This is a genomic window from Allobosea sp. GW822-FHT03F07 (assembly GCF_058801345.1).
This window is the reverse complement of sequence record NZ_JBXAND010000010.1, coordinates 18,748-38,065: the sequence shown is the minus strand read 5'-3', so window position 1 is coordinate 38,065 and position 19,318 is coordinate 18,748. Positions and strand designations below refer to the sequence as shown.

General features: G+C 66.4%; 18 protein-coding genes and 1 pseudogene. 5 read left to right on the top strand and 14 right to left on the bottom strand.

Features of this window, described 5'->3' with window-relative positions:
• Positions 1–505: 505 nt before the first annotated feature.
• From AC1RMY_RS22310 to AC1RMY_RS22270, 9 genes and pseudogenes are all read right to left on the bottom strand, one after another.
• Complete coding sequence (locus AC1RMY_RS22310; protein WP_492868274.1) at positions 506–664, bottom strand: hypothetical protein; 159 nt, start codon at positions 662–664, stop codon at positions 506–508.
• A gap of 297 nt (positions 665–961) precedes the next feature.
• Positions 962–1,888, bottom strand: a complete 927-nt coding sequence (locus tag AC1RMY_RS22305) for an ArdC family protein (RefSeq protein ID WP_492868272.1) — start codon at positions 1,886–1,888, stop codon at positions 962–964.
• Between the two features lie 355 nt (positions 1,889–2,243).
• Positions 2,244–2,831, bottom strand: a complete 588-nt coding sequence (locus AC1RMY_RS22300; RefSeq protein ID WP_492868270.1) for a hypothetical protein — start codon at positions 2,829–2,831, stop codon at positions 2,244–2,246.
• Between the two features lie 559 nt (positions 2,832–3,390).
• Positions 3,391–3,693 (bottom strand): DUF7673 family protein, encoded by a 303-nt coding sequence (locus tag AC1RMY_RS22295; RefSeq protein ID WP_492868268.1) that lies wholly within the window; start codon positions 3,691–3,693, stop codon positions 3,391–3,393.
• Between the two features lie 30 nt (positions 3,694–3,723).
• Positions 3,724–4,128, bottom strand: coding sequence for a hypothetical protein (locus tag AC1RMY_RS22290; protein ID WP_492868266.1), 405 nt, complete (start codon positions 4,126–4,128; stop codon positions 3,724–3,726).
• Between the two features lie 109 nt (positions 4,129–4,237).
• Positions 4,238–4,417: pseudogene (locus AC1RMY_RS22285) on the bottom strand (hypothetical protein); the annotation flags it as partial.
• The gene (locus AC1RMY_RS22280; RefSeq protein ID WP_492868264.1) at positions 4,414–5,292 is read right to left on the bottom strand and encodes a DUF7007 domain-containing protein; all 879 of its coding nucleotides are present in this window, start codon (positions 5,290–5,292) and stop codon (positions 4,414–4,416) included. The gene AC1RMY_RS22280 and the pseudogene AC1RMY_RS22285, both read right to left, overlap by 4 nt.
• Positions 5,289–5,753, bottom strand: coding sequence for a UCP036055 family protein (locus tag AC1RMY_RS22275; protein WP_492868263.1), 465 nt, complete (start codon positions 5,751–5,753; stop codon positions 5,289–5,291). Before AC1RMY_RS22275 ends, AC1RMY_RS22280 begins: the two co-directional genes overlap by 4 nt.
• An 87-nt stretch (positions 5,754–5,840) precedes the next feature.
• The gene (locus AC1RMY_RS22270; protein ID WP_492868261.1) at positions 5,841–7,517 is read right to left on the bottom strand and encodes a ParB/RepB/Spo0J family partition protein; all 1,677 of its coding nucleotides are present in this window, start codon (positions 7,515–7,517) and stop codon (positions 5,841–5,843) included.
• A gap of 325 nt (positions 7,518–7,842) precedes the next feature.
• Here AC1RMY_RS22270 and AC1RMY_RS22265 point away from each other — a divergent pair, with 325 nt between their 5' ends.
• The gene (locus AC1RMY_RS22265; protein ID WP_492868260.1) at positions 7,843–8,193 is read left to right on the top strand and encodes an antitoxin Xre/MbcA/ParS toxin-binding domain-containing protein; all 351 of its coding nucleotides are present in this window, start codon (positions 7,843–7,845) and stop codon (positions 8,191–8,193) included.
• Between the two features lie 2 nt (positions 8,194–8,195).
• Complete coding sequence (locus AC1RMY_RS22260; RefSeq protein ID WP_492868258.1) at positions 8,196–8,699, top strand: RES family NAD+ phosphorylase; 504 nt, start codon at positions 8,196–8,198, stop codon at positions 8,697–8,699.
• A 5-nt stretch (positions 8,700–8,704) separates the two neighbouring features.
• On the opposite strand, the gene AC1RMY_RS22255 is transcribed toward AC1RMY_RS22260, so the two are convergent.
• The 3 genes from AC1RMY_RS22255 to AC1RMY_RS22245 form a co-directional block, all read right to left on the bottom strand.
• Positions 8,705–13,792, bottom strand: a complete 5,088-nt coding sequence (locus AC1RMY_RS22255) for a helicase-like domain-containing protein (RefSeq protein WP_492868257.1) — start codon at positions 13,790–13,792, stop codon at positions 8,705–8,707.
• A 106-nt stretch (positions 13,793–13,898) separates the two neighbouring features.
• Entirely contained in the window at positions 13,899–14,297 is a 399-nt protein-coding gene (locus AC1RMY_RS22250; protein ID WP_492868255.1) for a DUF3085 domain-containing protein, read from the bottom strand.
• Between the two features lie 12 nt (positions 14,298–14,309).
• The gene (locus tag AC1RMY_RS22245) at positions 14,310–14,915 is read right to left on the bottom strand and encodes a DUF1419 domain-containing protein (RefSeq protein ID WP_492868254.1); all 606 of its coding nucleotides are present in this window, start codon (positions 14,913–14,915) and stop codon (positions 14,310–14,312) included.
• 376 nt (positions 14,916–15,291) lie between these two features.
• On the opposite strand from AC1RMY_RS22245, the gene AC1RMY_RS22240 reads away from it, so the two are divergent.
• Complete coding sequence (locus tag AC1RMY_RS22240) at positions 15,292–16,230, top strand: IS110 family transposase (protein WP_492868252.1); 939 nt, start codon at positions 15,292–15,294, stop codon at positions 16,228–16,230.
• On the opposite strand, the gene AC1RMY_RS22235 is transcribed toward AC1RMY_RS22240, so the two are convergent.
• Entirely contained in the window at positions 16,187–17,155 is a 969-nt protein-coding gene (locus AC1RMY_RS22235) for a DUF3991 and toprim domain-containing protein (RefSeq protein ID WP_492868251.1), read from the bottom strand. The genes AC1RMY_RS22240 and AC1RMY_RS22235 overlap by 44 nt on opposite strands.
• A 230-nt stretch (positions 17,156–17,385) precedes the next feature.
• On the bottom strand, positions 17,386–17,568 hold the full coding sequence (locus AC1RMY_RS22230; protein WP_492868250.1) for a hypothetical protein: 183 nt from the start codon (positions 17,566–17,568) through the stop codon (positions 17,386–17,388).
• A gap of 639 nt (positions 17,569–18,207) precedes the next feature.
• Between AC1RMY_RS22230 and AC1RMY_RS22225 the strand changes: the two genes are divergently transcribed.
• Both AC1RMY_RS22225 and AC1RMY_RS22220 read left to right on the top strand, forming a co-directional pair.
• Positions 18,208–18,705, top strand: a complete 498-nt coding sequence (locus AC1RMY_RS22225) for a mobile mystery protein A (protein WP_492868248.1) — start codon at positions 18,208–18,210, stop codon at positions 18,703–18,705.
• Positions 18,706–18,710: 5 nt separating this feature from the next.
• Positions 18,711–19,301: a mobile mystery protein B gene (locus AC1RMY_RS22220; RefSeq protein WP_492868246.1), complete on the top strand. Its 591-nt coding sequence runs from the start codon at positions 18,711–18,713 to the stop codon at positions 19,299–19,301.
• Positions 19,302–19,318: the final 17 nt, after the last annotated feature.

Sequence of the window (19,318 nt, the reverse complement as noted above, 5' to 3'; positions counted from 1 at the left end):
TCGGGCCGTTGCGGGGACAAGATCGAGAGCGCGCAGCGCGCGCCCCTCGGCCAGACCTGCCACATCGGGCTTGCGCTTGGGGGTGGCCTTTGCAAACCGCCGGGGAATGACGCCAGGTGCCTGCGATCGGCCTCGACCCACGCAGACCATCTTCTCCGTGAGACCGATACCGATCTCCGGCATCGAGGCCTTGCGCACCGCGAACGGCTCGGACGCCGGCACCCTCCAGAATCTGCTCCGGCCTGATGTCGAACGCGGCTTCGCCAGGCGGTCGACGCAGATCCCGGCGCCGTCACGAGGGCGCACCGCACGATCCGGCCTCTGCCGCCGGCCACTGCCACCAAGCTCAAGCAGGACGACGCGGCCACATCAACCGGTCCCCGCCCGGCAGGGCCACACCGGCGAGAGGGCAACGCCGCGGAGCGGGGCCGCGCCCCGAAGCGCGCGGCCATCCTCCCGGATGCGTTCCGCCGGCGATGCCGTCGCCGACAAAAAAGGAGGGGGCTCACGCCCCCTCGCTCTCGCAGCGCCGGCGCACTGCCTCCGCAAGCAGCTCGTCGACGCGTCGAAGCGCCTCGGCGCGCTCCTTGCGGGAGAGGATGCAGTGCGCCAACTCGGCGCGCAGCTCAGCGATTTCCGCGTAGATGTCGAGAACCTGTGTCATGTGAACCTCCTTCATCTCGATGACGGAGGCAGGGGACCGGACGTTGGAGGGCCGGGTCAGGGATCGCGCAGCGACCGGCGGCGCCGGCGTGTGGAGGAGCCGATTTTGTCGTCGCGCAGCAGCGGCAAAATTGGGGGCACCGCGCGTCCTTGACGCGGCCCGACTGCCGGTATGCTGGCCAGTCATTGAGAGAAAGACGGCCCTGGCTCAACGCTGCGGCCGGGCTCCCCTTGCCGCGTCCGCGAGGGAGGAAGGGAGGGCGCTCGCCTCTCCCTTCCGAATGCGATGTGTGCGGAATCAGGCGGCTTGTCGCGCCGCTTCAGATTCCGACTGCAGGCCATGCAGATAAGCGACGGCGCGCTGCGCATGAGCGGCCGCCTGGAAGATTGCCCGCTTGTCGTCGGAGAGGACCTTGAGCCAGCTTGCGACATAGGCGGCGTGATCGGGCCGCGGCTCCAGTTCCGGCACGATGCCGAGATCGGCGCAGAGCAGCGCCGAACCGATCTCGGCGACCAGCTCTTCCCGCGCGCGTTCAGTGCGATCCCTTCCGTAGCGGGTGAGATCGCGGCCGACGCGGCGGGAGTCCGCCGTCCAATGCACGGTCTCGTGGCTGAGCACCGCGACGTAGCCAGCAGCGTCACGGAAGGTCTCGAATGGCGGCATTTGGATATGGTCGGTCGACGGCGAATAGAATGCCTGCGCGCCGCCATGCCGGATCACCGCGCCGGTATTGGCGAAGAAGCGGTCGGCGTGCTCGATGCGCTCGACCGGATCGGGGATCGACGCCGGCCGGTGATAATAGTGCTCCGGCAAGCCGTCGATCTGCTCGACGTTGAAGACGCCATAGGCCTTCAGGAAGGGAATGTTCTTTTCGACCTCGTCGCCGTGTCCGTCGGTTTCGGTTCGGGTGAACCGGCTCGCATAGATAACGGTCGCGCTGGATTCGCCCTTGCGGACCTGCGCGCCAACCTCGATCGCCTGCCGAAAAGTCATCCAGATCGGGGCGGAATAGCCCCGAGCCATGCTCTCCGACCAGAGCAGCAGCACGTTCATTCCGGTGTAGGGCTCGCCATTGTGGCGCAGGGGCCGGGTGATCCGCCCGCTCGCATGGCCCGCGCTCCAGGGCCGCACCCAGGGGCGAACGCCCTTATCCAGCTCGGCGACGATGCGCTCGGTGATGCGTGCATAGATGTCCGCGCGCGGTCCTTCTTCCTTCTTGCCCATAGTCCTGAACCTCCGTTTCGGAGGCCGCGCCCATCGCGGCCGTCACGGAGGTCCGTCGCCGGGACATTCAGGGGGGATGCGCACCCACCGGGGTCCCCGTTGCGCTTGCGCAACGGGGTGGTTCTTAGGGCCGGAACGGCAGTGGAGGACGGCAAAGCCGTTGCGCAACCCGCCGGCCCCGGCAGGACCGACAGCCGGGACGGGCCGCGTGGGCGCCATCTCCGACTCCCATCTCCCCTCATCGGGCCTCGGCTTTCAGGCCGCGAGACGTGCAGAAAGGCCGGCGCCCGCGCGGGACCGGCCAGTGCCTTATGCAATGTCGGATGGGCGAGGCCGGAGCCTCGCCCGAGGCTGCTCACCCGAGAGCCGCCATCTGGAGGTCGGCCGCCTTGCGGTCGACGCTTCGCCCGGAGTTCTCGACCGGTCGCTCGAAGGGCCTCCAGCGCTCGCCGACGACCTGCTGATAGGCTGCGACGGCGCCCTCGGCCGCCATGAGGAGCGCGTGGGACTGGAGCGCCATGTCGGCGGCGAACTCACGCTTGCGCTGGGCAGCGCCATCGAAGCCGACCGGGCCGTCGATATCCTCGTCGCGGGCATCACAGGCGGTCTTGGCCGTAGCGTCGCGGGCCTCCGAGACCGCGCGGCTGTAGAACTGGCCGGCGCCGTGCGCGGAGCCGACATAGGCACCGACGATCCGCTGGAGATGGATCTGCATCGCCCGCTCGCCGAGCCCTTCGCTGAGCGCATCGGCGGTCTCGACGATCAGCTTCTCGTGGCGTTCGCGGATGCCGTCGCTGTCGAGGATGGTGAGGCCGAAGCTCTCGGAGATGAGTGTGGCCTGACCGGCATCCGGGCAGCAGAGCCGGATCATTTCGAGGGTGGTGCCCTTGCGGAGCGGGACGACGCGCGCGGTCTGGCGGGGAGCGGCAGCGGTCTTGGCCATGTGAGGATCCTTTCCTGCGGTTTCTGCCGAGGATCCGGACCGGCCCCTGCCGGCCCTTCCTCGGACGCGGTCGGGACAAACCCGGCGACAGGCGGACGCTTCAGGGTCCGGGGCCGCCAGAGCGAGCGGGGCCGGCCTGCGGACAAGCAGGGCTCGTGAGCCCTCGCGCGGGACGCGGCCCGCCCTGCCGAGATCGGCGGTTCCGGCCGCACCGCGGCGCGCAGCGGCCTTGAGGCGGCCGGCAGCCGGTTTACGACCGCAGCCAGACCCGAGGGGGGCCGGCAGGGCCAGCTCGCCGAGCCCGAGAAGCAGCCGAGGAAAGGGCCACATGAGACCGGTCGCCGCTCATCCCCGAATCGCCGCGTTCCCCGGCTTGGCCCCCGCGATGAGATCCGCCTGCGCCAGCGGCATGTCGCGCAATCTCCGGTGCCAGGCCGCCAGCGACGACGGCATCTCGACCGCCGCAGTGCGATCGTCAGCCAATCATCGACAGGAAGCAGGAAGCCGATGCACGCGCCAACCATTGCGACGGAGGCTCGCCACCTGAAACCAGCGACGGTCAGACGGTCTCCTGCGAGCGCGCCCAGACGTCGGGCCGCCACTGCCGGATGACGTCCTCGATCTCGGCCCGGTAGCTGCCCGGATATTCGGCATCCACTCGACCGGCGATCCAGGAAAAGACCCGCGCCATGTCCTGTCCTATGGCCATGTCGACCGCAAAGACGTGGGCGATGTCGAAACCGCCGAGCTCAGTCGCGTTCCACCAGGCGAGAATGAAATCGGCAACGCGGCGCGACTGCCCGGTGTCGCTGCGGGCGATCTCCAGCAGCCGCTCGAACGCGGCGCGCGTCGTCTCGTCCATGGCCGGACTCCTGTGATGGGGGAGGCTAGCTCAACTCCGCTCCCGTTGCACCTCGTTGCCGGCCGTGATGGCGTCGGCACTTCCGATCGCGGCGAGTGCACGCGGCAGCCATCTCTCGAAGTCGTGGCGCGACAGCCCCATCGGCTGCGCAGGCTCTTTCAGCAGAGCCAGCAGGGTGTCGAACAGATCGGCCTTGCGCTGCACCGTCTCGCCGAAGCGTTCCGGCACCGGGATCGTCGGCCCGGCATTGGCCTCGCCGCCTTCCCAGATGCCAGTGACATAGGTCTCGCTGGGGGTATCGACATCCTCCCGACCGTCTCCCCAGCCTTCGTCCTCGATGCCGAGGCTGCATGCCGCCTCGGCGGAGGGGGCGTCATAGACGCGCTGGCGGTAAACGGGCAGATGATAGGTGGTCTCGACCGTGAACAACGGCATGGTGATCTCCTTCACTGGTGGCTTCCAATCGCGTCGCCTTGTCGCGACCACGTTTTGGTGCGGAGAGACCGGTCAGGCTATCGCCCGCTCAGGCCGCCTCTTGGGCCGCAGCGCCGGGATCGGGCGGCTTGCCGCGGCGATAGCCGGACCGTTTGTGAGCGAGTTGCGGAATCAGCGCCGTCATCCGGCGGATGATCTGGCGGTCGATCAGGTCGAGCTGACGCTGTGTCTGGCGCCGCGCCTCCTCCATCCGGCGGAGTTGGGAGCCCCGTTCGAGAAGAGACGTCATGATGCCGTCCTCCGCTGCCAGCCGGCGAAGCTCGACGGGCCGGCATAGACCCGGTGGCGAACGTCATCGATGATGAAGCCGAAGCGGCCGACCCGGTACTCGGCCGACGGCACGAGGAAGCGCCGCTCCTCGGTCCCGGCCCCTCGCCTGCCGCCGGGCGTGGCTACGACCTCGACAAACCCTGGCTCATGATCGGAGGTGATCGCCGAGATGACGATCCAGTCGCCGGCATGCTCCAGCTCGAAGGCACGGCGATCCTTCTCGAAGGATTCGCCGGGCTGGAGCACCATGCCGAAGATCGCCTCCCAGGCATCGGGCCAACTATCCTTGATCGTCCGCTCGGCGCAGCGGCGCTCGAAGCCGGTAAACAAATGCGGGAATGTGATCGCGACGATCGCCCAGGCCGCATCTTCCTCGTACCAGCCACCCTTGGCGCGGAGCATGGGATGGACCATGCAGTTGCGCTCGCTGGACAAATGAAATCCACCATGGCCCGCCGTCGAATGGGAGACCACGCCCTCGGCATAGAGCGTGGCGCCCTGCGAAGGACCCCAGGGTGTGTTTGCGGCCGAGCGGATCTCCCGGCGACCGAGCGCGCGCGTCTCGCGCTGATGCTCCGCATTCTCGACGACCCTTGCCTGGAAGGCCGCCTCGTCGACAAGCTCGCCGGAATGGCCGAAGAAGTCTGAGCGGGTCCATTTTCCGATCGGCCGGCCGATGCGCCAGCCGGTCGCGAGATAGTGCCGGCCGTCGTGGGCCGGGAGCATGGCGAAGGCGTTGTCGCCGACACGGGCGACAGCGAATCCCTCGATGCTGCGTCCGAAGGCAATCTCCGGGAAATCGGACGGGAGCGCGGCGATCGGGGACGTGCTCATGCCGCCGCCCTCCCAGCTGGAGCCTCGTCCGCCGTGACTTCCTCGAGCACCGCATCGGGATAGCGGTGAGACGTCAGCCACGCCGCCGCGGCGGTCCGATCCATGGCGACATGCACGAGCTCGCTACGGTCGCCTGCGCGGCTGAGGATACGGATCGCACCGACGGGAGGGCGCTCGACGACGACAAAGCTAAGATCGCTATCGACCGAGAATGTGCGGTGGACACGCAGGACCACAGTGCCGGCCGCACCATAGTCGCCGATATGGAGCGTGAAGGCGGCGGGGATGGTGACATTGCCCGTCTGGCGCCGCGGCTCCTTGCGGATCAGTCGCCCGCCGCTGTTGCGGTTCTCCCAGGCGGCGAGCTTGTTGCGATGGCGCTGCGGCGGCTGCGCCGTGCCGTCGGAGAAGCGGATGATCGAGCCCAGCGGGGCGAGGTCGTAGATCAGTTGCGCGGACATAGCGTCCTCCTTCGAAAGGTCGTGGAAACGAAACCGCCGCCGGAAAGACCGGCGGCGGAAGGTCGATCGGGAGTAGGGGGAGGCCGCCTATTCGGCGGCGACCTGATATGGCTGGTCGTCGGCGTCGAGCTCATCCGTATCGGCCAGCGAATTTGGCCGGTCAGCGGCATCGCCGTCGTCGTCGACTTCGACGTCAGCGCTCTTGCTGAGCCACTCGGCGAGCTTGGCCTCGTCGGGCGCGAAGAGAGCGGCGGCATGAATCCACCGCCCCTCCTTGAAATGCTCGACGAGCGCGGCGCGCGTGTCCTTCACCTTCTGGCGCGGCAGCACGGAGGTGTCCTTGCAGGAGCGCTCGAGCGCCGCGCGCGACAAGCAAGAGAGGAAGTCTTCCGTGGCCATGTTCGGCAGGAAATTGACCGCTCCGACGGCCTCGCCGACGACGCGGGCGACGATTCCGCTGTCGGTGCGGTTCTCGCGCGCCGACAAGGCATCGATCAGCGCCGAGCGCCCGGCGGACCGCAGCGCATCCATATCGAAGGCGAGTTGGCCTTTCTCGCCGACGAGCCGCACGGCATGCCGCTCCATGCGGGCGAAGCCATAGACGTCGCTGGACGCGCCGGACTGGATCGAGATGTTGCGTCCGGCGAGAGCAACGACGAGCAGCGCCATCAGCGTATCATCCTCGATCGGCGCACGCGCCAGCGCCTCGTGCAGTGCGTCGGTGCGCAGGTCGCCGATCATCTCGACGCCCTTGCGCGTCACGTCCGGACGCGGCCTCGCGACGAGCGCGGTCTCATCCCCGCCTTCGTCAGCCTTGCCGTCCTTCGACTTCTTCGGCTCGGGCAAACGGAAATGAATTGTCTGCACCTTGCCCTCGCGGTCGAGGTACATGGCCGTGCGGTCGGTCTTGCCCGGCTTGCCGTAGACTTGGCTTGCCTTGGGCGGCAGCGCGACCTGGCCCCAATTGTTCACGTCGGCGATGATGCCGCGCTTGGGGAGGTTACTGGTCATCCATTCCTGCTGGGCCCCCAGGAAGCCCTCGACATTGGTGGTGTAGCGCGAGTCAACGTCGGCCGGCGCGAACAGGTCCTCGACCCACTGGATGCCGTAGGCCTGCGCGAGATCCTCGCCGAAGCTGGCGTCGCGCGCATACATGCGCTTCTTCGACAGCCCATTGGCGACGGCAAACCACGAGACCTGCGGATCGCCCTTCTTCGGCTTCTGGACCTTCCAGACCTCCTTCTGCTCCTCGAGGTCGGCCGCCGCGATGGTACGCAGCTGCTGCTCGTTTGGCATGTCGCCCTTCGCCATGTGGTCGAGCATGGCGGGCAGGACGTTCGCCAGCAGCCTGAGCTTCTTGATCTGGCGCACCGGCAGCGCGAGCGCGACGGCGATCGCCTCCTCGGTCCAGCCGAGTGCGACCAGACGCTCGATGCCGCGCCACTGATCGACGGGGTTCAGCGGCTCGCGCGCGATATTCTCGACCATGGAGCGCATAGCGCCATTATCGTTGGCCACCTCGTCGACGAGGACCTCAATCTCTTCGAGGCCGGCGGCGATCGCCTGCTTCACGCGACGGTGGCCGCGATCGATGATGAAGCCGTTGCCGCCATCGGTTTGCGGCGCGACGACCGGCGGCTGGACGATGCCGACGGCCTTGATCGTCGCCAGCAACAGGGCATCGGCCTGCGGCGTGGACTTGGTCTGGCGCGAACGGTCGGGGTTCTCCTTCAGCGCGCGCGGATCGACCTTCATGAGATGCATGGGACTGCTCCATTTGGGGATTGCGGACTCAGGCTCTCGCCGGTCCTTTTCCGTCTTCTTCCCGAAGACACCCCCCGGCCCCGCGGAGCGGACGGGCCGGCACAACTGCGGCCGAGCATCCCTGGCCGGCCGGACAAGCGGGGCTTTCAGCCCTGCGAAGGACGACGGGCCGAGATCGCGGCAGGCCGCGGTTGAGCGTCAGCGCTGCCGGACCGGCCGATCTGCGAGCGGGCTATTCCTCCTCTCCTCCCCTCTGTTGAATTCCACTATTTCTGACACTATATTGCGTCAGAATGATCGGCACATAGACATGGAGGCCTGAGCCATGGGCGTCGCCCAATATGCTGATGACGGCATCTTCGCCCCGCGCAGGATCGCGGAAGCTTTGCGTACGACGAGCGAGGAGATCGCCCGCACGGCCGGACTCGGCAAGGACGCGATCCAGCGCAAGGACAGGATCCGCTCGGACAAGACCCAGCGGCGCCTGCGCGAGATGATCGAGGTTATCAACAAGGTCGAACCGCGCTTCGGCTCCGCGCTGATGGCCTATGCTTGGTATCGCTCTGAACCGTTGTCCGGCTTCTCCGGCCAGACGGCGATGCAACTGGTTCGCAGCGGCCGGGCCGATGACGTGCTCGACTATATCGACGCTGTCGACGCCGGCGTGCACGCCTGATCGTGCCACTCAGCTACGATGGAAAGCTCTATCGGGCTCTCACCCCGATCTACGCGCGTGAACCGCTCTCGGGGCTCGGCGCCGAGCTCTATGGCGGCCGGTTCAATCCGAAGGGTATACCGGCGCTCCACACCTCCCTGTCGATCATGACGGCGCTGAGGGAAGCCAACCAGGTCGGCAACCTGCAGCCGACAACGCTCGTCGCCTATGATGCCGAGATCGACAGCATTTTCGATTGCCGCGACGAAACCGCGCTTGCGGCCGAGGGCATGAACGCCGCCACCCTCGCCGGCATGACATGGCGAGACGAGATGAAGGCAACCGGGGAGGCGAAGACACAAGGTTTCGCCCGGCGCTTGATTGGCGCGGGCTATAGCGGCCTGCTCGTTCGAAGCTTTGCCGCCGGCGCGACCATCGAGGATCTGAACCTCGTGCTCTGGAAATGGAGCGACAGACCTCCGGCCCGTCTCGTCCTGATCGACGACGAGAACCGCTTATCGCGATAGCGCCCCTACGCAGCGTTCCGGTCGCCGGGGCTCTCCCTGTCATTCGCAAGGTCGGCCTCGATGTCCGCGAGCTGCCGGCGCTTCGCCTCCAATTCGCCGGCAAAGGCGAACTCGCCGCCGTCGCGCGACTGATAGGAGGCAAGGCGGCGCCGGGCATCGGCCAGGCGTTGACGATAACGCTCCCGCTCACCCTCAAAATCCCCGAGCGCGTGCTCGAGGCGAGCAATCGCACCGAGCGGCGAGACCGTGACCGACAGCTCGATCTCGTGGTCGGCCCCGGTGCGCATCAGCATGGTGGTGTAGCGATAGCCGTTGCGGCCAAACCGTTCACCGGCATATTCGAGGTTGAAGCCGCCGATCGAGACGATGACGCTCTCGCCCTCCTGCTGGAGCTGCACCAGGGTCAGGATCTCCTTCATCAGCGCGCGACCAGCTTCCTTGCGCTCTGTGTAGGACTTGCCGGTCACAGTCATGGCAAAGGCCTCGCCGGCTGTCGGCATAAGCCGCTCGATGTCCTGGCCGATTTCACTGACGCGCCGGGCCGACAGCTCGATTTCGCGTTCGGCATCGCGGATCTGTCGGCGAACGGCATGCTGGTCATCGATATGGGCGGCGCGCAAGCGCTCCAGGCGAGCGATGTCGGCCTCTAACCCAGCCTTCTGCATCAGGCGCGGATCGCCGGAAGCGATCGCCTTCGCCATCGCAAACTGGTTCGCCTGGCCCTCACCGAGGTCCTCCAGCCGCCGGATCGATGTGTCGCCCGAGAGTGCTGCTGCAATGAAGCGGGCCTTCCTCTCGTTGTTCTGCCACATCGTGGCATCGAGGCTGCCTTCGGTCGCGTAGGCGAAGATATCGACCTCGTCATGCTGGTTGCCCTGGCGCACGATGCGGCCCTCGCGCTGCTCGATCTGCGACGGCAGCCAGGGAACATCGAGGTGGTGGAGCGCCTTCAGGCGAAGCTGCGCATTGACGCCTGTGCCCATCGTATCCGAGCTCCCTATCAGAAAACGGACCCTGCCGGCGCGGACATCGCCGAACAGCCGCTGCTTGGCCTCGGACTTCCTGAAGTCCTGCATGAAGGCGATCTCGGAGGCCGGCACGCCGAGCCGGACCAACTCGCCCCGAATCCAGCGATAGGCCGAGAAGCCCCTGCTCTTCTCGACGCTGATCGTGCCGAGGTCGGAGAAGATCATCTGCGCGGCGCCGGGCAGCTCGAACGGCTTTCCGTCCGGCCGGACATAGCTCTTGCCGGCCGTCTCCTGCCAGATGCGGAAGGCATTCGAGATCAGGTCGTTGAGCTTGTTATCGCGCTCGTTGTCGTTGTCCGGGTCGACCAGCCGCAGGTCGATCGCCGCGTGGCGGCCATCGGTGATGACCGAGAGCAGGATGTCGTCGCCCGGCTCGGGCGGCCGGTCGCGCATCTCGATCGCCTTGATGCGCTCGCCGAGCTGGACCTGGTAGAGCTTGAACGCCGCAGTCGGCTTGGCGGTGAGGATCTGGCGCCGACCGGTCGAGATCGCCGGAACCTTGACGTACTGGCGCAGGTCCTCCGGCGTCACCACGTCGGCAAAGGACCGGAACATGGCGATCAGTTCCGGGACATTGACGAAGGTAGCGAAACGGGTGACCGGCTTGTACTTGCCCGAGGGCTGGAGTTCGAGCTCGGTCGAGACGTCGCCGAAGGTCGAGGCCCAGGCGTCGAACTCGTGCAGGCCGCGCTGAGACAGAGCCTCGTAGCCGAGATAGCGCTGCACCGAGAACATTTCGCCCAGCGTGTTGGTGATCGGCGTGCCCGAAGCCAATATCAGCGCCCGGCCCGGGTTCTTCGTCTCGATAAAGCGGGACTTCACATAGAGGTCCCAGGCGCGCTGCGAGCCTGACGGATCGACGCCCTTCAACGTCGACATGTTCGTGGCGAAGGAGAGCTTCCGGAACTCCTGCGCCTCATCGACGATGATTTGGTCGACGCCGATCTCGGAGATGGTGAGGAGGTCGTCCTTGCGGGTCGAGAGCGCCTCCAGCCGCTCCTTCAGGCCTTCCTTCAGCCGCTCGAGGCGCTTGCGCGAGACGCGGTCGTCGCTTTCGACCCTGGTCAGGAGCTGCTCGTAGATCTCCAGCTCGTCCTGGATCATCTGCTGCTCGAAGGTGGAGGGCACGCCGATGAACCGGAAGGCGCTGTGCGTGATGATGATCGCGTCCCACGTCGCGGTCGCAGCCCGCGACAGGAAGCGACGCCGCTTGTCCTTGGTGAAGTTGGTCTCGTCGGCGACGAGGATGCGGGCGTTCGGATAGAGCGCCAAGAACTCGCGCGCCGCCTGCGCCAGGCAATGGCCAGGAACAACCAGCATGGCCTTGGCGATCAGGCCGAGCCGCCGCTGCTCCATGATCGCGGCGGCCATCGTCATGGTCTTGCCGGCGCCGACGGCATGGGCGAGATAGGTCGCGCCCGAGGCGATGATGCGCCAGATGCCGCGCTTCTGATGCCCATAAAGAGAAAAGGCGCCCGAGGCGCCCGGCAGCTTCAGATGCGAGCCGTCGAAGGCGCGCGGCACGATGTTGTTGAAGAGGTCATTGTAGACCCGCGCCAGCCGGTCGGTTCGGTCGGGATCGGACCAGATCCAGGTCTGGAAGGCCGTCTTGATCTTCTGCAGCGTCTCCTTGGCCGCCTCGGTATCGACGGTGTTGAGGACGCGGCGCTCGCTGTCGCCATCCTTCACGGTATCGAAGATCTGCGGCACCCGGCTGTTCAGCGCATCGCCGAGCAGTTCGCCGGCGTGGCGGCGACTGGTGCCCCATTCCGAGGTGCCGGCGGCCGTCCAGCCGAGCTGACGGGCCTCGACCGTCCACGACGCCAGTTCCAGCATGTGGTGGATGCGGATCTCGGCGCCCATCGCCTCCTTCACGAAGGCGACGACATCGGCGGCGGGAATCCAGGGCGCGCCGAGCCGGGCGGTGATGTCGGAGGGCCGCAGATCGACAGGCTGCACGCCCTGCAACGCCGTGACATTGCGCTCGTAAGCAGGGTCGAGGGCTGCGGCGGCTTGAGCGGCCGCGAGCTTCGAGCGCACGGCACCGGAAAGATAGGCGTCGGCCGTCTGCCAGGAGCCATCGACCGGATCGCGGAAAATCGCGTTGCCGAGCTCGGCGATGACGTCGTCCACTTGCGCGTGCAGCAGCTCGGCGATGTGGTCGGGATCGACATGACCGCGCTCGTTGAGCACGACGGCGAGCGCGTCAGTTGCGCTGGTGATGATTGGCGGCGCCGGCGGGGCGATCACGCGCTCGGTGAAGATCGGACCCGCCTTCGCGGTGTCGGATTCGAGATCGTAGTCCTCGATCGACGCGACCAGCCAGCAATCTGGATCGTCGATGAAGGGCTGGAGGTTCGGGCGGCGATGAGTCTCGCGCACTTCGCCGGTTTCCGGGTCCTCGGTTGTCGAGACGACCGTGGTGTTGATCGGTCCGAAGGCGCGGACGAAATTCGACCAGGCAATGCGCAACCGGACCTGCGCATCCTTCCACGGCCGGTCGAGTTCCTGGCATTTAAGCACCTCGCGGACGGCATCCCGGATCGGGATCAGTTTCTGAATGATGCGGGCATGCTTTTCCGGAATGCCGTCTCTGCCGCGACGCTTGCGGAGCGTCACCGCGACCGGCCGCCCGTCGAGGAGCTGCATGAGGCCCTGTCGGTTGTCGAGGACATAGCTGCCCTCGCGGACATGCCTGTCGTCGGGGCGCTCGTGGGCGATCGGCACATCGTCGCCGTCGAGGTCGATCGCCTCCGGCTCGCCGTCATAGAGGCCTTCCGGGAGAAGGTTGACGGCGGCGGTCAAGATGGCGTCGAGATCGTCGTGGGCCTTCGGCAGGCAGGTGTAGCTCTCGCCGAAGGGGCCAGAGGTCAGGGCATGGGTCCCGAGCACCATATTCTGACGATGCGCGAACCAGCGATTGACCCGGATCGCGCCCTCGTCCTCCGTCGCCGGCCGGACCTCTTCGAGATCAAGCCAGGAGACGTCGCCCTCCGGCTCATCGCGCCTGCGCTTCCGGAAAAAGATGAGGTCGACCACGACGTCGGTGCCCGCATCGGCGCGGAAGCTGCCTTCCGGCAATCGGATCGCGCCGACGAGGTCAGCCATCGTCGCGATCTGCTCGCGTGCGGTGGCGTCCACCTTGTCCATTGTGCCGTGACTGGTCACGAAGGCGGCAAGCCCGCCCGGCTTCAGCCGGTCGATCGCCTTCACGATGAAGTAGTCGTGCAGACGCAAGGACAGCGAGCGGAACGCCCGGTCGGATCGCACGGTGCGATCGGAGAAGGGCGGATTGCCGATCGCGAGGTCGAACTGCGCCGGCAGCTCAGCACGAGCGAAGTCTCCGGTGACGATCCTCGCCCGCAGCTGGAGCAGTCGTACGATACGCGCCGTGACAGGGTCGAGTTCGATACCGGTGATGTGCGAGACGTCGCGCAGGTCCTCCGGCATGAGCGCTGGGAAGAGCCCCGTGCCGATACCGGGCTCCAGCACGCGCCCGCCGCGCCAACCGAGGCGCAGCAGCCCGGCCCAGATCGCTCGGACGATGAACTCCGGCGTGAAATGAGCGTACTGGGTGCAGCGCGCCAGCGAGGTATAGTCCGCATCGTCGACAGCGTCCTGCAGCGCGGCGCCAATCTCGTCCCAGCCCTGCGCAAAACCGGTCTCGCCGGGCCGGCGGAACACGCCATTGGCAAGCTCGGAAGCGCCGAAGCCGGTGAAGCGGATCAGCCGCGCCTGTTCCTCCGACGTTGCCGGACGTGCCTTGCTCTCGATCTCGGTCGCCAACCGGATCGCCGCGATGCTGTCGCGGGCGCGCTGCTTCCAGCCTCTGGCCAAGCCGCGGTCGCCAGTGAGGTGGAAATCCTCCCCACGCGGACGCGGTACCGTGCCGGTGGGCCGTTCTTTCCCTGGCACCGGCATCGCCGGCGCCGGAGTCGATGGCGGCGGATCGTCATGGTCCGGATTATCGTTGGACCCGGCCGGAAACGCCGTGATGCCGAGACCGAGCCCTGAGGACAGGGCCGTATTGCCGAAGAGGTCGAGGGTGAACGGGTCATGCGCCATCGGAATGGTTCCTTGCGATAAGGGCGCGCGCCATCGGCCCGGTCGAACGATGTCCGGCAGGCGGCTGGTCGCGACGATGTTCGGGAGCGAGCCTGAGCGGCCGGGGTCAGCGGCGGATCAGGGAGATCGACATGCTGGTGTCGGTCATCTCGATCGTCAGATGTGTCGCTGTAGGTGAGGCCGCCATCAGCTTCACGAGCTCGACAGCATCGAGAAAATCGATGCCGTCATCGCCGCCGAAATGCTGGCGCTTGTAGTGCCAGTAGTCGGGATTGGTCTTCGGATCGCATTCTGCGGCATAGACGACGAGGGGACGCTGCCCCTCGGCAAGCTTGCCGTTCGACAGGATGTATACGCCCTCGTCGCCGACCAGCCAGAGACCGGGCTTTTCGTCCTTACCAGGAGCGAGGCCGTAGTGGGGATTGCGGAAGCCGCCGTTGAGGAAGGCGTCGATCCGTCCACGCGTGATGACGGCACGCACATCCGTCACGGAAAAGGTGAACATCGCCACCTCCCGTCAGGCCGCGATGGCGTCTGGGAGGTAGCGCAGATGCACCGGTAGCTTCGCGGCGATCTCCGTATCGGTGAGCTGGTCCAGCAGCTTGAAGTCGCGGTCTCGCCCGGGCGCACAGATCATGACGATCCGCCTGCCTTGATGCCTGTGGGGGAAGCGCCAATCGGCGTAGCCCCGATAGTCGTCGTGCGTGGCGCTCCAGATGTGCTCGAGGCGCTCCTCGCGCGTCATCGCCTTCACCGGGCGGGATTCGCGCTCGATGATCGCGGCCTTCATCCGATCGGGGGCCGCGGGGTCCGACAGATCGCAGTACCCATGGAACCACCGGAGTCGGCCATCGATCATCAGCGTGAAGAAGATGCTGGTGATCGCGCCCGTCAGGCACTCGCGCATGGCGAACATGTCACCGCGCATCCACAGCGGCGGCAGGATATCGAGCATGTAGTCATGCTCGTGCTGAGCGATTTCGAACCACTCACCCGCATAGAGCGGACCGGCATCGTCCTGCCAGCGGTTCGAGCGTTGGGCGTGACGATCGAACATGCGAAAGAGCTGGCGCCGGTCGGCGACGCCCTGATAGATCTTTCGGATGGATGAGGAGAGGGTCATGGCGGGCTCCTTCAGCCTCGTCGGGCTGGAGCGCGGCTCATCCTCTCGATTTCGCCGTCACTTTCAGCCCTTCTGACCCCTCCCCCGCAGCCGCCTCTCCGTCCGGCTGGGTCAAGGGCCGCGGAACGCGGGCGAAGCTTCACCCTTGACGCGGACGGCGGGCATGCGGCAGCCGGGTTCCTGCTTCCCTGCCCTTGTGTGTAGTGGAGATCTGAGCCTTGCTTGCGAGGCTCGCGGGGTCTCCGCGGTGAGCCCGCCCCTGCCCACGGTGGTCGACACCGTAGGAGAGCCGAGGGCCGCCGCGGAGCGTCATTCACGCCCGGACAGTCGCGGGGGCCGCGCAGCGAGCCCGCACCGGCAAGGCAGGGCACGGCGCATGACCCAGATCGAGCAGTATGTCGGCATCGATGTCTCGAAGGCCCGGCTGGATGTCCATATCCGGCCCGGAGGCGAGGTGCTCGAGCTGGCGAACGACGAGGCCGCAATCGCGGCCCTTTGCGTGCGTCTTTCGCACGCCCCGGGTCCGTGCCTGGCTGTGCTGGAGGCGACCGGCGCCCTGCAGGAACGGGCGGCGGCGGCCTTGTGCGCCGCCGGCATCCTCGTCGCGGTCGTCAATCCCCGTCAGGTGCGCGACTTCGCCAGGGCCACCGGCAGGCTGGCTAAAACCGACCGCCTCGATGCGGCCGTCATCGCGCTCTTCGCCGAAGCGGTGAGGCCCCAGCCCCGACCGCTTCCCGACGACGCGCGCAGGGCGCTGATCGATCAGGTGACGCGGCGGCGCCAACTCGTCGAGATGCGGGCCGGCGAGAAAATCCGGCGCAGCCAGATGACGCCGAGCCTGCGCCCATCACTGGAGGCTCATATCGCCTTCCTCGACAAGGAGATCGCCGCCCTCGACGGAGAGATCGGCACCAGCCTGCGCCGGTCGCCAGCCTGGCGCGGCGAGGACGATCTCCTCGCCTCCGTGCCGGGCGTCGGACCTGTCTTCCGCGCGGCCCTGATCGCCAAGCTGCCCGAACTCGGCCAACTGACGCGCCGCCAGATCGCCGCCCTCGTCGGCGTCGCCCCGCTCAATCGCGATAGCGGCCAGATGCGCGGCAAGCGCACCATCGCAGGCGGACGCGCAGACCTGCGAACCCTCCTCTACATGGCGGCTCTCGCCGCCATCCGCTGCAACCCGGCACTCAAAGCGTTCAATGCCCGTCTGCGCTCGGCCGGCAAACCTCCAAAGGTCGCCATCACCGCCTGCATGCGCAAACTGCTCACGATCATCAACGCAATCGTCCGCACAAACTCACCATGGAGCTGCGCTTGACCAAACAGTCGCTCTCCTTTCCCCTTCCCACGGTCGAGCGCAGTTCTTCGTTCCAATCCTCACGCGCAGGCGCCAGCCGTTCGCAGCCGCAGGTTGCGGCAACGGCGATCGCCTCGATGCGGCCGGCATAGACCTCGCCTTGTGCATTGTTGTCGGTTGCGGCGACGAGCTGCACATTGGGACGGGCGGCAAGTGCTCGGATGGCTGCTTCCGTGGCGGGCGCCCATCCACCTCCGGTGCTGAGATAGAGGCTGTCGGGGCGCATCTCCTCGATCGCCGCGAGGCTCATGGCGTCGATCGCCGCCTCGGTCACGCAGAGGCGCCGGGCATCGACAGGACCGAAGCGGAACAGAACCTTCGCGCCTCCGGTCGCAAAGCCGCGCCAGTCGGGGCCGCGCTCCTCCCAGCCGGTGACGATGCCCGCATCATCGACATGGGCCGCCCACATGCTGCCTAGCGGCCCCTCGCGCAGGCGGCCGTGCCGGATCGCTGCGCGGAGAACCGCCTCGGAGAGGCAGCGTTCATCCCGCAGATAGCGCCAAGTCATGGAGTCAGGCCAAGGCCGGCCCCGCCGTCGCCAGCGTTCGGCAGCCGCGATATCGGTATCGCGCGCGCGCTCACGCGCCGGCCGCACCCAGACAGGCTCCGAGGGGACGAACCCGACCAATTCCGCGACGCGATCGAAGCATTCGCCGAACCCGACGCCATCGAGGTGCGCGACGAGGGTGTACACATCGCCTTTGGCATCCGAGAGGGGATCAAACCATCCCCTGCCCTCGTGGATCACGATGATGATGGCGTCACCACGACGGTATTTGACCGCCCGGCGCGTGCTTTCCTTCAGGTCGATCGCGAAGCCTGCTTTCTCCAGAACCGCTCGGCAAGCAATGCGATTCCTCAGCTCTTCAATCTCATTCCTCTCCATATCCTCTCTCTCGGGCGCCTCTTCGGCAACCGGACCTTTCCTGCTTTGGTTTCCTTTCCCCGTATCGCGGGGCCACCCCCCAGCCGCCGCGAAGAGCGAAGGTGGCAAGGGCGCGGCTGGCAACTGGTGAATTCTGCAGGGCGCGCAGCGCCATGACACCAGCCAGCCGCGGCGCAGCTTCCCTTGCGGCCGCCCGCTCGCGAGCGGCACCGCCGGTGGGAAGGGCCGGCTCAACGAGCCGGCCCCATCGTGTGAGGATCGAACTCGTGGATGATGGTGACTTCGCCATCATCGAGCTCGTCGCTTGGCAGGACGCCATATTTGCCATCGACCCGGAACAGCGTGACCGCGACCATCAGCGTGCGTGCGAGCTGGAAGGCGTGGTTCTGGGCGAGCGACAGATCGTGCGACATCGTGAAGGCTCCATCCGGGAGCGGGCCAATTCCCGCTCGATGGCTCCTTCAAAGGGCCGGGGCCGATCGCGATCACCGCGAAGGCGAAGCCGAAAGCGGCGGCACGCTCGCGTAGCCGACCCCCAGCGGGTTGATCGTTGAAGATCCGGAACCGGACCAGGACGCCATCACCAAAGAGCGGGATTGGGCTGGTCGCGGTGGTCCAAGCTCTCGAACGCACTGCTCCGCCAGAGGTTGGCTGCTAGCCGCTGCGGGGAATAGGCCAGATCATGCCGCCCATAGGGGTGGAAGCCCAACTGGGGTTTCAGCGCCGCCAATAAACCAGCCCTCAGGGCGACGCCCGTATCGCGGTACATCCCGAGCACGGACTTTAAGATTCCGCGTTTTTGTCCATTCCTGATTGACTCAAAGAAGCCGTATCAAAGTGGTGCTGGATGGCCGAGCTGAACGGCTCTTGCCACCCCTGCTCGACCTGCCCACCACGGCATCCGCCTGAGCCTGTCACACCGGGAAGCAGGTAGGCGAGGCCTGGTGCGAGTTGCAGGAGGCCGCCTAGTTGTCATTCATATTTTTATGATCAAATCGTATCTAATTGAACACATATTAATGTTCAACACAGCTTGATCTGCTCATATTTGAATGTTAGTTATCTACCAGGTTGGACACATAATCATGAACCCTAACCAGGCAGCCCTGGCGCGCAAGCAGTTAGAGCGACGTGTTGCGCCCTTGCGCGATCTTAACGTCGTCACCCCACCTCGCGGCTGGATGAGGGCCATCCGCGAAGCTCTGGGCATGAGCACCCGGCAGCTCGCCGCTCGCATGAAGGCCGCTCCCTCCCGCGTCCCTGCGATCGAAAAGGCGGAAGTCTCTGGCGCTACGACAATCAGGACGCTGCGCGAGGCGGCCGCGGCGATGAACTGCACGTTCGTCTACGCTTTCGTCCCGACCAAGCCCCTCGACGAAATTCTGCGCGACCGCGCCGCCCAGAAAGCGGGACGAGACATCGCACGCCTCGACCACACCATGCGGCTGGAAAACCAGGCACTCCTGAAGTCGGATCTCGATGACGAGCAGCGCCGCATGATCGACCTCACCCTCTCAGGCTCACCCCGCAGCCTTTGGGACGATGACTGATCGCCATGCCCGACCCGCTATTCCAAGAGGACGATGACGCCAATACGCCATTGATTGCGGAGGAACGCGAGCAGCTCATCCCAGCCTACATCACTTTGCGACATGAGTTGAACGAGGCCGAGCAGGTCAACATCGGCGAGGCGCTGCGCTGGGCGATGTCGCGCAAGCGCGATGTCCTCGATCAGGACTTCCTGAGCCAATTGCACAGACGCATGTTCGGCGACGTCTGGCGCTGGGCCGGGCAATATCGCACGACCCCGCGGAACATCGGCGTCGACGCCTATCGCATTGCGATGGATGTCAGGCAGCTCGTCGACGATGCGCGCTATTGGGTCGAGCATGGGACCTTTCCGCCCGATGAAACCGCCGTACGGTTCAGCCATCGCCTCGTCGCCATCCATCCTTTTCCGAATGGCAACGGACGGCTCTCTCGCCTCGTCGGCGACCTCCTTGCTCGCCAGCTCGGCCAACCCGCTTTCTCCTGGGGGCGCACGAACCTGATCGATGCAGGCGCGACCCGCGCCCGTTATGTCGAGGCGCTCCGAGCAGCCGATAATCACGATATAGAGCCGTTGCTTCTCTTCGCTCGTTCCTAGATCGACTGCGAGCCGCG